Annotated in this window: 7 protein-coding genes; 2 read left to right on the forward strand and 5 right to left on the reverse strand. The window is 60.2% G+C overall.

Going from position 1 to position 13,756, the window contains the following annotated elements; translation table 11 throughout:
- Positions 1 to 77: 77 nt before the first annotated feature.
- The 5 genes from msrA to aceE all read right to left on the reverse strand — a co-directional run bounded on the left by msrA (position 78) and on the right by aceE (position 10,180).
- Complete coding sequence (gene msrA / locus AB4N85_RS24115; protein WP_041477612.1) at positions 78 to 743, reverse strand: peptide-methionine (S)-S-oxide reductase MsrA; 666 nt, start codon at positions 741 to 743, stop codon at positions 78 to 80.
- 195 nt (positions 744 to 938) lie between these two features.
- On the reverse strand, positions 939 to 3,635 hold the full coding sequence (locus AB4N85_RS24120) for a putative bifunctional diguanylate cyclase/phosphodiesterase (RefSeq protein ID WP_460066170.1): 2,697 nt from the start codon (positions 3,633 to 3,635) through the stop codon (positions 939 to 941).
- Between the two features lie 254 nt (positions 3,636 to 3,889).
- On the reverse strand, positions 3,890 to 5,287 hold the full coding sequence (locus tag AB4N85_RS24125) for an alkaline phosphatase D family protein (RefSeq protein ID WP_460066172.1): 1,398 nt from the start codon (positions 5,285 to 5,287) through the stop codon (positions 3,890 to 3,892).
- A gap of 277 nt (positions 5,288 to 5,564) precedes the next feature.
- Positions 5,565 to 7,523 (reverse strand): dihydrolipoyllysine-residue acetyltransferase, encoded by a 1,959-nt coding sequence (gene aceF, locus AB4N85_RS24130; RefSeq protein ID WP_460066174.1) that lies wholly within the window; start codon positions 7,521 to 7,523, stop codon positions 5,565 to 5,567.
- Positions 7,524 to 7,534: 11 nt separating this feature from the next.
- A complete protein-coding gene (gene aceE / locus AB4N85_RS24135) occupies positions 7,535 to 10,180 on the reverse strand; it encodes a pyruvate dehydrogenase (acetyl-transferring), homodimeric type (RefSeq protein WP_024011316.1) in 2,646 nt (881 codons plus the stop codon).
- 262 nt (positions 10,181 to 10,442) lie between these two features.
- On the opposite strand from aceE, the gene AB4N85_RS24140 reads away from it, so the two are divergent.
- Positions 10,443 to 10,568, forward strand: coding sequence for a hypothetical protein (locus AB4N85_RS24140; protein ID WP_256584330.1), 126 nt, complete (start codon positions 10,443 to 10,445; stop codon positions 10,566 to 10,568).
- Entirely contained in the window at positions 10,565 to 13,504 is a 2,940-nt protein-coding gene (gene glnE / locus AB4N85_RS24145) for a bifunctional [glutamate--ammonia ligase]-adenylyl-L-tyrosine phosphorylase/[glutamate--ammonia-ligase] adenylyltransferase (protein ID WP_095180994.1), read from the forward strand. Before AB4N85_RS24140 ends, glnE begins: the two co-directional genes overlap by 4 nt.
- Positions 13,505 to 13,756 lie beyond the last annotated feature (252 nt).

Genomic DNA, 13,756 nt, shown 5'->3' on the forward strand with positions numbered 1-13,756 from the left:
CGCTCTGCGTCCGCTGTCAGGACGCGGAGCGTCCCGGGCTGCATTCCCACGCAGAGCGTGGGAACGATCAGGCGGGGTTAGTTGCCCGCTAGGCTCGCTGGCATACAAACGCCGGTGCCGCCAATCCCGCAGTAACCTTCAGGGTTCTTCGCCAGATATTGCTGGTGATAAGCCTCGGCAAAGTACACGGTCGGCGCCTGTTCGATTTCGGTGCTGATTTCACCCAGACCGGCCTTGGCGAGTTCCGCCTGATACACGTCTTTGCTCTTCAGCGCCGCATCCAGTTGCTCCGGGGTGGTCGCATAGATCACTGAGCGGTACTGAGTGCCGATGTCGTTGCCCTGACGCATACCCTGAGTCGGGTTGTGCAGTTCCCAGAACATCGCCAGCAGTTCTTCGTAACTGACTCGGGCCTTGTCATACACCACCAATACCACTTCGGCGTGGCCGGTCAGGCCCGAGCAGACTTCTTCGTAAGTCGGATTTGGCGTGAAACCGCCGGCGTAACCGACCACGGTGCTGACCACACCTTCGCGCTGCCAGAAACGTCGTTCCGCGCCCCAGAAGCAACCCAGACCGAAAATCGCAAAGTCGACGTCCTGAAAGAATGGACCGAGCAGCGGGGTGTCTTCGAAGACGAAGTGTTTTTCCGGCAGGGTCATCGCGGTTTCGCGGCCGGGCAGGGCTTGTTCTTTGGTTGGAAGCACGTTTTTGTTCACCAGAATTTCCGAGCGCAGAACCATGAGCGTTCCTCTCAGTCAGGTTGGAGGTAAAAAGTCAGACCGCCAGTGTGCCGAATGATGCCGGAATTCGCACTATCAAAACTGTGGGAGCGAGCCTGCTCGCGAAAGCGGGGTGTCAGGCGACGAAGATGTCGACGGTTTTATCGCCTTCGCGAGCAGGCTCGCTCCCACAAGGGATCTTCATAGAAGCCGGGGTTAGAGGCAGAGCGGGCCGCGCGGATAGCGCTTGAGAGCCTGGATCAGCTCGCCGCCTGGAATCGGTCGGTCGAACAGGTAACCCTGGCCGACGTCGCAACGATGCCGGCGCAGGAATGCCAGTTGCTCGGCGGTTTCGATGCCTTCGGCGACGACCTTGAGTTTCAGGTTGTGGGCCATGGCGATCACCGCCGAGGTGATTTCCATGTCGTCCTGGTTGTCGGGGATTTCGTGGATGAAGCTGCGATCGATCTTGATGATGTCGATCGGGAATTTCTTCAGATAGCTGAGCGACGAGTACCCGGTGCCGAAGTCATCCATGGCCAGGGTCAGGCCCAGGTGCTTGAGCTGGTCGAGTTGCAAATGCGTGTCTTCGGTGGCTTCCAGCAGCAGGCCTTCGGTCAGCTCGAGTTCGAGCAGATTGGCCGGCAGCGCTTCTTCCCTGAGGATGTTGGCGATCGAGGCGACCAGATCCGGATCGGAGAACTGTTTCGGTGACAGATTGATTGCCACTTGCAGGTTGCCCAGGCCGGCAGCGGTCAAGGATTTGCTCATGCGGCACGCCTGACGCGCGATCCACTTGCCGATCGGAATGATCAGGCCGGTTTCCTCGGCGACGCTGATGAACTGGTCCGGGCGAATCATGCCGCGCTCCGGGTGGTTCCAGCGCAACAGCGCTTCCATCCCCAGCAGACGACCGCTGCGCAGGCACAGTTTCGGCTGGTAGAACACGTCCAGCTCGTTCTGCGTCAGGGCGCGGCGCAGGTTGTTCTCGACGAACAGTTTGTAACTGGCCTCGGCGTTCAGCGCCTCAGTGAAGACCTGCAACTGGTGTTTGCCGTTGGCCTTGGCCTTGTGCAGCGCCAGGCCGGCGTTGCGCATCAGGGTCTGCGGGTCGCGCCCGTGCAGCGGCGCGCAGGCCAGACCGACGGAGCCGGTGACGCTGATCAGCTGGTTGTCGACGAACATCGGCTTGTCGAGGGTCATCAGCAACTGACTGGCGATCTGCTGCCCGGCCTCAAGATCGGTGTCGTCGAGCAACACGGCAAACTCGTTACTGGCAAAACGCGCCAGGCTGCCACTCGGGCTGAGGCTGTTGCGCAAGCGCCGGGCGAGGCTGATCAACAGTTTGTCGCCGGTCTGGTGACCGAGGCTGTCGTTGATGCGCTTGAAGTTGTCGATGTCCACCAGCAACAGGCTGATCGGCGTATCGCTGTCGCGGGCGAAACGCTCATCGAGATTGCGGATGAATGCCGGACGGTTGCCGAGGTTGGTCAGGTTGTCGGTATAGGCCAGGCGCTCGATACGTTGCTGCGCGAGTTTGGTCTGGGTGATGTCTTCGTAGATGCCGATGTAATGCGTCAGCTCACGGTTATCGCCATAGACCTTGGAGATCGACAGCTGGCCCCAGTACGGTTCGAGGTTCTTGCGTCGGCTCTTGAATTCGCCCTGCCAGCTGTTGCTCTGGGCCAGCGCCGAGGGCGCATCGAACAGCAGCTCGCTGAGATTTTCCAGGGCGGGCAGTTCCGACAGGCGCTGGCCGTGGACTTCCTCGGTGGTGTACTGGGTGATCGCAGTGAAGCTCGGGTTGACGTACTCGACCACGCCGTCGCAGTTAACCAGCAAAAAGGCGTTGGCGCTTTGCTCGACCGCGCGCTGAAACAGGTGCAGGGCGCTGGTGGCGGTGCGCCGGTTGTGATTGTTGATCACTTGTGCGAACTGGTCGGCCAGCTCACCGGCGAAGGCGATTTCGTCGGACTGCCAGGCACGGGTGACGCCGGTCTGTTCCAGGCACAACACGCCGACAACCTGGCCGTCGACGCGAATGCTGGCATCGAGCATGGCGTTGACGTCACGCGGACGCATCGCCTCGGCCATCTCGCGGGTGCGCGGGTCGTGCATGGCGTTGTGGGCATCGATGGCGCGGCTGCTGTGCAGGGCTTCCATGTAGTCGGGGAAGCCGCTGATATCGATCGGCTCCGGCAGGATGTATTCCTGGGTCGCGCGATGGTAAGCGGAGATCGGCAGCAAGCGCTGGCCTTCGAGGTTCCACAGGCTGGCGCAGTCGATCTCGTAGATATCGCAGGCGCAGCGGGTGATCAGTTCAGCGGCTTCCTGCAGCGAGTTGTGCGTGCTGTAGCGCTGGCGTGCGAGCAGCAGAATCAGATCCTGCTGGGCACGCACGCGCTCCAGATGCTGCAGTTGTTCCTGCTGGGCACGCTGGTTCAGCTCAAGGGCGATTTGCAGGCGCGAGTTCTGGGTTTCCAGATCCACCGAAGGCAGCGCCTGGGTTTCGTCGAACACCTCGTCGACCGCCAGCAGGTAGCCGCGCAGCAAGTGCCGGTTGTGCTGTTTGTAGGCTTCGCCCAGCTCGAGGATGTTCAACGCGCCGGCGGCGGTGTGCAGGGTGTAACGCACGACGTAATGTGGGCTTTTGCTCAGTTGCTGCTGGATCGCATCGTGCAGTTGATAGCGCGCCTCGGGCTCCATCAGGCTGGCGTAAGGCGAGCCGACCAGTGCGCAGAGCTCGACGGCCGGCTGGCCGAACTGGCGTTCGCAGTTGGGATCGAGGAACAGCATTGCCCAACTCGCTTCATTCAAGCGCTCGAAACGCAGCATGCCGAGCCGCGAGGGCACAGGCAACTGCGTCACTACCTCGGCCGCCATACGGCTGGCGGCATCGGGCTGGCTCTTCATGAAGGAAACTCGCTTGGAAATATGCTGAATGCGCCGGGCTCTCGCCCTCTTGTCTGTTGGCTGCGGCAAGGTTGCATCATTGCGGCACCGACTGACAAGAGAGATGAAGGCCAAGTGCTATAAGAATATGTCGGCTGCAGTGAACATTTCTCCAGTGCACAACTGAAATGAGCAAAAGATCGCAGCTTCACGCAGCCCCAACAGGGTAATGCGCCTTGTGTAGGAGCTGCCGAAGGCTGCGATCTTTGGGTGTTTCAACGCAATTTCATACTGATCGACTGCAACTTCTTGCCATCGCGGTCATGGTAATTGACCAATATCTGATCAGCCTCAACGACCACATGCGCAAAATTGTCCTGACTCACCACCGCACTGGTGAGCTCGTGCCGATAATCCCCGGCTGCCGTGCGCACCAGCGGTTGATCGAGGATAAACGTTGAAGCCTTGGCATACGGCAGCAATTTGCTGTTGTGCAACGGCGAGGACACGATGGTGTGCACCTCGAAATCGGTGTCCTCGCTGTGACTCAAGCGACTGGTCAGCGAGCCATGGACGTCGCCGGAGACGAACACCACGTTCTTGATCCGGTGAGTGCGGATGGTTTCCAGCAGGCGCAGACGCTGCTCGGGAAAAGCTTTCCAGGCATCGTCACCGTTGAACTTGCGATCGGGATAGAACATCACGCTGGTCACCACGAACTTCACTCGTGCCGGGCTATGGATCAGCCATTGCAGCAGGGCCTGTTCCTGCTCGATGTCGAGAATGCGCCGGTCTTCTTTCGAGAGGTTGCGTCGGGTGCGGCTGTCGGTGACGAACCAGGCGATATCGCTGTCGCCAAACTGATACCAGTAATGCTTCAACGTATCCCGGTCTATCTGACCCTTCTCATTACATGCATAAACCGGGCTGTGGCTGGCTTGATAAAGTTCATAAGCGGCCATGGCGTTGCGATATAAGTCCTCGTCCGCTGCGGTGGCATTGGCAGGCCAGTTATCTTCTATTTCATGATCGTCGAGCATCATGTAAGTCGATGTATTGGACATCAGTCGCTGAATATTCGGTTGCGAAAATGCCGTTCGATATTTCTTCAGGATGTCTTTGGCTTCGCGATCCGGAGCAATGACATTCAAATCATCTACATACACTTGATCTCCGGTCATGATCACCGCGCTGACGGGTAGATGACTGTTCTCGACCAGTCGATTGATCGAGCCAAAGATGCGGTCGCCCAGTTGCGGCAGGGAAGCGACGCCAGCGGTAATCCGCAGATAACGGCACGAACCGACGACAAAGCCCCGAGGCTGGCTGGCTTTCGCGGTGCGGGTGCGAAAGCGGTAGAGCTGTCGCGGCCATTGCAATGGAAACTCAATGACCGTGTCGATGGTATGCACCGGATTCATCGGACTTAACCAGCCGGCTTGATATTCGTATTCACAATCAGCTTCGAGATCCTGCAATACCAGTACACCCGACATGTCATTGGCCGGGTTCAAAAGTGCAAATACGCTGTTCGACCATTTTTCCGTGCCGGCCTTGCGAGCGCGAACTCCGGCAAATACACGTTTTTTGTCCTGTTGTTCGCCGCGCATGAAAATGCGCACTTCGTTAGTTGTCGCGTGGCCCACGATGGGGCCGATAGTCGGTTTGAACATGATCGATTCCGTTCGAGATTTTAATAAACAAGATTTAAATAAGCGGAGCGCGTTGAAGCAACTTTCCTGAGCAGAGGTTAGTTGGCCAGCGGCGGAAAATATTGGCGTTAAGTGGACCAGACCTGTGGCCGATGTCAGCGCAGGTTGTAGGAAAGAGGCGCGATCCGGTTTATTTCAGGCAAAAAAAAGCCCCGTCAATTGACGGGGTTGAGGTACGAGCGTGTGGCGCTCGAAAGGGTGCAGCAAGCGGCCCTCCGTCGCCGGAGGGCCGTTTGGGTTACAGCAGGATGGTGCGGATGTCGCCCAACAGACTGCCTAGACGCTGAGTGAAGCGTGCCGCTGCAGCGCCGTTGATCACGCGGTGATCGTAGGACAGCGACAGTGGCAGCATCAGCTTCGGCTGGAAGGCTTTGCCGTCCCAGACTGGCTGGATGGTTGCCTTGGAAACACCGAGGATCGCCACTTCCGGCGCGTTGACGATCGGCGTGAAGCCGGTGCCGCCAATATGACCGAGGCTGGAAATGGTGAAGCAGGCACCCTGCATCTCGTCCGAGGACAGCTTCTTGGTGCGCGCTTTTTCAGCCAGCGAAGCCGCTTCGGCTGCCAATTGCAGCAGGCTCTTCTGGTCGACGTTCTTGATGACCGGCACCAACAGGCCATCCGGAGTGTCGACGGCGAAGCCGATGTTCACGTATTTCTTGCGGATGATCGCCTTGCCGCTTGGCGCCAGCGAACTGTTGAAGTCCGGCAGCTCCTTGAGCAAGTGCGCGCAGGTCTTGAGCAGCAGCGGCAGGATGGTCAGCTTGACGCCAGCCTTCTCGGCCACGGCTTTCTGCGCAACACGGAAAGCTTCCAGCTCGGTGATGTCCGCCGAGTCGAATTGCGTCACGTGTGGCACGTTCAGCCAGCTGCGGTGCAGGTTGGCGGCGCCGACCTGCATCAGTCGGGTCATCGGCACTTCTTCGATTTCGCCGAAACGGCTGAAATCGACCACCGGAATCGGCGGAATGCCCGCACCACCGGTAGCGCCGCCGGCAGCGGCCGGCGCTTCCTTGGCCTTCTGCATCATCGCCTTGACGTAAACCTGCACGTCTTCCTTGAGGATGCGACCGTGCGGACCGCTGGCGCCAACAGCGCTCAGCTCGACGCCGAACTCACGGGCCAGTTGACGCACGGCAGGGCCGGCGTGAACTTTCGCGCCCGGCTTGGCCGGTGCGGCGGCTGGAGCGGCGGCAGCAGGTGCAGCGGCAGCCGGAGCAGCAGCGGCAGGTGCCGGAGCGCTCGGAGCTGCGGCAGCTGGAGCCGGGGCAGCAGCAGGGGCCGCGCCTTTGACTTTCAGCTTGAGGATCAGGTCGCCGGTACCGACTTCGTCATCCAGCTTGATGGAAACGCTTTCCACCACGCCAGCGGCAGGCGATGGGATTTCCATGCTTGCCTTGTCGGATTCCAGGGTGATCAGCGACTGGTCGGCTTCAACGGTATCGCCCGCCTTGACCAACACTTCGATGATCTTGGCTTTGCCAGCCGAGCCGATGTCCGGAACGTGGATGTCCTGAACGCTGTCGGCAACCGGTGCTGCTGGCGCGGCTGCCGAAGCAGGCGCAGCGGCAGCGGCCGGTGCAGCAGCCTGGGCCGGAGCGGCAGCCGCAGGGGCCGCAGCACCCGCCACTTCCAGATCCAGAATCAGGTCGCCAGTGCCGACTTCGTCGTTGAGCTTGACGCTGATGGCCTTGACCACGCCAGCGGCAGGCGACGGGATTTCCATGCTGGCCTTGTCGGATTCCAAGGTGATCAACGACTGATCAGCTTCGACGCTGTCGCCGACCTTGACCTGAATCTCGATGATCTGTGCCTTGCCCGACGAACCGATGTCCGGCACGTGCACTTGCTGTACCGAAGCGGCAGCAGGAGCAGCGGCAGGCGCGGCAGCAGCAGGTGTCGCAGCCGGTTTCTCTTCGGCTTTGGCAGGAGCAGCGGCAGGAGCAGGGGCCGCTTCAGCGGCGCCCTCGACTTCCAGCTCAAGCAGTTCGTCGCCTTCTTTCAGACGGTCGCCCAGCTTCACTTTCAGGCTCTTGATGACGCCGGCTTTCGGGGCCGGCACTTCCATGCTGGCCTTGTCCGATTCCAGGGTCAGGATGCTCTGGTCGGCTTCGATGCGGTCGCCGACCTTCACAAACAGTTCAATTACTTCACCTTCACCGCTGCCGATGTCAGGTACGCGAATGAGTTCGCTCACAAAATGTCTCCTCAGCAGTCCAGTGGGTTGCGTTTTTCCGGGTCGATGCCGAACTTGGCGATGGCTTCGGCCACAACCTTAGGTTCGATATCACCACGGTCAGCCAGTGCTTCCAGGGCTGCCAACACCACGAAATGACGGTCGACTTCGAAGAAATGACGCAGTTTCTTGCGGCTGTCGCTGCGGCCGAAACCGTCGGTGCCCAGGACTTTGAATTCCTTGGACGGTACCCACTGACGGATCTGCTCGGCGAACAGCTTCATGTAGTCGGTAGAAGCAATGACCGGACCTTTACGGCCGTTCAGGCACTCTTCGACGTAGCTCAGCTTAGGCTTCTGGCCAGGCTTGAGACGGTTGCTGCGCTCTACGGCGAGGCCGTCGCGACGCAGTTCGTTGAAGCTGGTAACGCTCCAGACGTCAGCGCCGATGTTGAACTCTTCACGCAAGATCTTCGCCGCTTCACGCACTTCACGCAGGATGGTGCCGGAGCCCATCAGCTGAACGTGGTGCGCCGCATCGCGAGTGTCTTCCTCGAGCAGGTACATGCCTTTCTTGATGCCTTCTTCGGCACCGGCCGGCATGGCTGGCTGCTGGTACGACTCGTTCATCACGGTGATGTAGTAGAAGATGTCCTGTTGCTCTTCGGTCATCTTCTTCATGCCGTCCTGAATGATCACCGCCAGCTCGTAGCCGTAGGTCGGATCGTAGGTGCGGCAGTTCGGGATGGTCGCGGCCAGCAGGTGGCTGTGACCGTCTTCGTGCTGCAGACCTTCACCGTTCAGGGTGGTACGCCCGGCGGTGCCGCCGATCAGGAAACCACGGGTACGGCTGTCGCCAGCGGCCCAGGCCAGGTCGCCGATACGCTGGAAGCCGAACATCGAGTAGAAGATGTAGAACGGCAGCATTGGCTGGTTGTGGCTGGAGTACGAAGTACCGGCAGCGATGAACGAGCTCATGGCGCCTGCTTCGTTGATGCCTTCTTCAAGGATCTGACCTTTCTGGTCTTCCTTGTAGAACATCACCTGGTCTTTATCGACTGGCTCGTAGAGCTGGCCGACGGAGGAGTAGATACCCAGCTGACGGAACATGCCTTCCATACCGAAGGTACGGGCTTCGTCCGGGATGATCGGGACGATGCGCGGGCCGATTTCCTTGTCCTTGACCAGTTGCGCGAGGATCCGCACGAAAGCCATGGTGGTGGAAATTTCACGGTCGCCCGAGCCATCGAGGATGGCTTTCAGAGTGTCCAGATCCGGAGTCGGTACGCTGAAGCTCTGCGCGCGGCGCTGTGGCACGAAACCGCCCAGTGCGGCACGGCGCTCGGCGAGGTAGCGGGCTTCGGCGCTGTTTGGCTCTGGTTTGAAGAACGGCAGGTTCTCCAGCTCCTCGTCCTTGACCGGGATGTCGAAGCGGTCGCGGAACAGCTTCAGGCTGTCGACGTCGACTTTCTTGGTGTTGTGCGCAGTGTTTTTCGCTTCGCCGGCACCGGTGCCATAACCCTTGATGGTCTTGGCGAGGATGACGGTCGGTTGTTCCTTGTGGTTGACCGCTTCGTGGTACGCCGCGTAGACCTTGTACGGGTCGTGGCCGCCACGGTTGAGTTTCCAGATCTCGTCGTCGGACAGATCGGCAACCATCGCCTTGAGTTCAGGCGTGTTGAAGAAATGCTCGCGAACGAACGCGCCGTCTTTGGCTTTGTAGTTCTGGTACTCGCCGTCGATGACTTCGTCCATGCGACGTTGCAGGATACCGTCGACGTCTTTGGCCAGCAGCGGGTCCCAGAAACGGCCCCAGATGACTTTGGTCACGTTCCACTGCGCACCACGGAACACGCCTTCGAGTTCCTGGATGATCTTGCCGTTGCCGCGAACCGGGCCGTCGAGGCGCTGCAGGTTGCAGTTGATGACGAAGATCAGGTTGTCCAGCTTCTCGCGGCCGGCCAGGGAGATCGCGCCCAGGGATTCCGGCTCGTCGCACTCGCCGTCGCCCAGGAAGCACCAGACTTTCTGTTTGCCCGGCTGGATGAAACCGCGGTGCTCCAGGTACTTCATGAAGCGCGCCTGGTAGATCGCCTGGATCGGACCCAGACCCATCGATACGGTCGGGAACTGCCAGAAGTCAGGCATCAGCCAAGGGTGCGGATAGGACGACAGGCCTTGACCATCGACTTCCTGACGGAAGTTGTTCATCTGGTCTTCGGTGATGCGGCCTTCCATGAATGCGCGGGCGTAAACGCCTGGCGAGGTGTGGCCCTGGAAGTAGATCAGGTCGCCGCCATGTTCGTCGGTCGGGGCCTGGAAGAAATAGTTGAAGCCGATGTCATACAGGGTCGCACTGGAAGCGAAGCTGGAGATGTGACCACCCAGGTCCGAATCTCGCAGGTTCGTGCGCATTACCATGGCCATCGCGTTCCAGCGTACCAGCGAGCGAATGCGGCGTTCCATGAACAGGTCGCCAGGCATGCGTGCTTCGTGGGTAACGGGGATCGTGTTGCGGTAAGGCGTGGTGATCGCGTAAGGGAGCTGCGAGCCGCTGCGGGTCGCGAGTTCGCCCATACGGGTCATCAGATAGTGAGCACGGTCTTCGCCTTCTTTGTCGAGAACCGATTCCAGGGCGTCCAGCCATTCCTGGGTTTCGACGGGATCGAGGTCTTGCATGGCTTGCTCCAGGGCGGAAAGGCTTCCAGAATCGGTTGCCTGAGTTTGCGACTGGCCTTGTGGGCAGACGATTTAAAATTCTTGGATTGCCGACAGGTTGTTCCGGCGGCGTGTAGTTTTACTACAAATCTTCCGGCATTTCAGCCTTTCGAATGTATAGACGAGTAGTAAAACTACAGATGAAAGGCTTGTGGCCTCCGACTGCGTTGTGAGAATAATCGTTAAGGCGGGTCGATTTCCATCCGAATAAGGTGAAAGTTTGATGCTGGATGCCAAAGAAGAAGAAATTTCAGCTATTTCTAACTTTTGTTCGACAGTCCTTCACGTAGCGGGTTTTCATCATTCACTACAAGCGGCCCTTATTACGCCGATCAAGGATAGACCATGACCCTGCCCGTGCTTGCCGAACTGCCCGCCATTCTCCTGCCGTTGGTCAGCCGATCCGAGCAGTCGTTCCGTACGTCCGTCGCCGCCCTTGAAGACGATCACGGCCTGTCGAACTGGACGTCGGAGCGCTGGGCGCAATTCGCCCGCGTCAGCGCCGCCAGCGAATTTGTCATTGAACAGAGCATTCGTGACCCTTTGATGTTGCTGTCGCTGGTGGCGTCCGGCGAACTTGATCGGGCGTTCGCGCCCGGCGAACTGTGCGCACAGATCGCCGCCGCCGTGAACTGCGCGCAGAGCGAAGACGAAGTCGGCCGCGCCTTGCGCCGTCAGCGTGCACGGCATCAGGTGCGGATCATCTGGCGCGACCTGACCCGTCAGGCCGATCTGGTGCAGACCTGCCGTGACCTCTCGGACATGGCCGACGCCACCATCGATCAGGCTTATCAATGGCTGTACAGCCGCCATTGCGAGCAATTCGGCACACCCACCGGCCGGCGCAGCGGTGAGCCGCAGCAGATGGTCATCCTCGGCATGGGCAAACTCGGCGCGGTCGAGCTGAATCTGTCTTCCGATATCGACCTGATCTTCGCCTACCCCGAAGGCGGCGAAACCGTCGGCGTGAAACGCTCGCTGGATAATCAGGAATTCTTCATCCGCCTCGGCCAGCGTCTGATCAAGGCCCTCGATCCGATGACCGTCGACGGCTTCGTGTTTCGCGTCGACATGCGCCTGCGCCCCTACGGATCGTCCGGCGCGCTGGTGCTCAGCTTCAATGCGCTGGAGCAGTATTACCAGGATCAGGGCCGCGACTGGGAACGCTACGCGATGATCAAGGCGCGGGTGGTGGCTGGCGATCAGGTTGCCGGCGCGCAGTTGCTCGACATGCTGCGGCCGTTCGTCTACCGCCGTTACCTGGATTTTTCGGCGATCGAAGCGCTGCGCACCATGAAGCAGCTGATCCAGCAGGAAGTGCGGCGCAAAGGCATGGCCGACAACATCAAGCTCGGCTCCGGCGGCATTCGTGAAGTCGAGTTCATCGCTCAGGCCTTTCAGTTGATCCACGGGGGCCGCGATCTGAGCCTGCAACAGCGTCCTCTATTAAAGGTGTTGAGCACGCTGGAAGGGCAGGGCTATCTGCCGCCGGCGGTGGTCAGTGAACTGCGCGAGGGTTACGAGTTTCTGCGTTACACCGAACATGCCATTCAAGCGATTGCCGACCGTCAGACGCAGATGCTGCCGGACAGCGCGCAGGATCAGGCGCGGATCGCCTTCATGCTGGGTTTCGCCGATTGGCCGGCGTTCCACCAACAGCTGATGTACTGGCGCGGGCGCGTAGCCTGGCATTTCGCCCAGGTGATCGCCGATCCCGACGAAGAAGAGGGCGGCGAAAGCGAAGTGGTGGTCGGTGGCGAATGGCTGCCGCTGTGGGAGGAAGAACAGGACGAAGAGGCCGCGTGCCGACAGTTGCAGGAGGGAGGTTTCGTCGATGCCGGCAAAGCCCTGAAAGCGCTGGCCGGTTTGCGTGGCAGTCCGCAATTGCGCGCGATGCAGCGGCTGGGGCGCGAGCGTCTCGATGCTTTTATTCCGCGACTGCTCGCGCAAGCGGTGGAGCATGAAAATCCCGATCTGGTACTCGAGCGCGTGCTGCCGCTGGTGGAGGCGGTGGCGCGGCGTTCGGCGTATCTGGTTTTGCTCACGGAAAACCCCGGCGCGCTGCGCCGCCTGCTGACTTTGTGTGCGGCGAGCCCGTGGATTGCCGAGCAGATCACGCGCTTCCCGCTGCTGCTCGACGAATTGCTCAACGAGGGTCGGCTGTTCAAGCCGCCGCTGGCGCCGGAACTGGCGGCCGAGTTGCGCGAACGCCTGACGCGAATTCCCGAGGACGACCTCGAGCAGCAAATGGAAGCCCTGCGCCATTTCAAACTGGCGCACCGCTTGCGCGTCGCCGCCTCGGAAATTGCAGGCAGCCTGCCGCTGATGAAAGTCAGCGATTACCTGACCTGGCTGGCCGAGGCGATTCTCGAACAGGTGCTGGCCCTGGCCTGGCGGCAGACCGTGGCCAAGTACGGCACGCCGCTGCGCACCGACGGCACGCTGTGCGATCCCGGCTTCATCATTGTCGGTTATGGCAAAGTCGGCGGTATTGAATTGGGGCATGGTTCCGATCTGGATCTGGTGTTCATCCATGACGGCGATCCGCAGGCGGAAACCGACGGGCCGAAATCCATCGACGGCGCGCAGTTCTTCACGCGCCTGGGGCAGCGGATCATTCATCTGCTCACGGCGCAGACCAACTCAGGTCAGCTGTATGAAGTGGATATGCGCCTGCGGCCGTCCGGTGCTTCCGGGCTGTTGGTGAGCTCACTCGGCGCATTCGCCCGCTATCAGGAAAACGAAGCCTGGACGTGGGAGCATCAGGCCTTGGTGCGCGCGCGGGTGCTGGTGGGCAGTCAGGATGTCGGCCAGGCCTTCGAGAAAGTCCGTGCGCAAGTATTGGGCAAACCACGGGATCTGGCCAAACTGCAACAGGAAGTCAGCGAGATGCGCGCCAAGATGCGCGACAACCTTGGTACCCGCAGCACCGCAGCCGGCACGGCGGCGAATGCGTTCGACGCGGGCGTGCCGTTTGACCTCAAGCAGGACGCCGGAGGTATCGTCGATATTGAATTTATGGTGCAATACGCGGCCCTGGCGTGGTCGCACAGCCATCCGCCGCTGCTGCGCTGGACCGATAACATCCGCATTCTGGAAGAGCTGGAACACGAAGGGCTGATGCCCGCAGAAGATGCCAGTCTGTTGCGCGAGGCCTACAAAGCCTACCGCTCCGCCGCCCACCGGCAGGCCTTGCAGAAGGACGCCGGGGTAATACCGGGCGACCAGTTTGCCGACGAACGCCGGCAGGTTTTGCGGATATGGAAAGAGATGGGGCTAAGCTGAAAGCGGTTTATGCAGCACCCAATACCCTGTGGGAGCGAGCTTGCTCGCGAAGGCGGAGTGTCAGACGACACCGATGTCGGATGTGATGGCCCCTTCGCGAGCAAGCTCGCTCCCACAGTGATCTGCGCTGAAATGCAGATGTTGAAACAGATGCAAAACCCTGTGGGAGCTGGCTTGCCAGCGATAGCGGAGTATCAGACGACAATAATGTTGAATGTGAAGACCCCATCGCGGGCAAGCCCGCTCCCACAG

Source organism: Pseudomonas sp. H1_G08, from assembly GCF_054681355.1.

Coding starts and splice junctions, on each gene's coding strand:
- AB4N85_RS24125 (WP_460066172.1), bottom strand. CDS start 5,287: ATGTTCAAACCGACTATCGGCCCCATCGTGGGCCACGCGACAACTAAC.
- msrA (WP_041477612.1), bottom strand. CDS start 743: ATGGTTCTGCGCTCGGAAATTCTGGTGAACAAAAACGTGCTTCCAACC.
- AB4N85_RS24120 (WP_460066170.1), bottom strand. CDS start 3,635: ATGAAGAGCCAGCCCGATGCCGCCAGCCGTATGGCGGCCGAGGTAGTG.
- glnE (WP_095180994.1), top strand. CDS start 10,565: ATGACCCTGCCCGTGCTTGCCGAACTGCCCGCCATTCTCCTGCCGTTG.
- aceE (WP_024011316.1), bottom strand. CDS start 10,180: ATGCAAGACCTCGATCCCGTCGAAACCCAGGAATGGCTGGACGCCCTG.
- AB4N85_RS24140 (WP_256584330.1), top strand. CDS start 10,443: ATGCTGGATGCCAAAGAAGAAGAAATTTCAGCTATTTCTAACTTTTGT.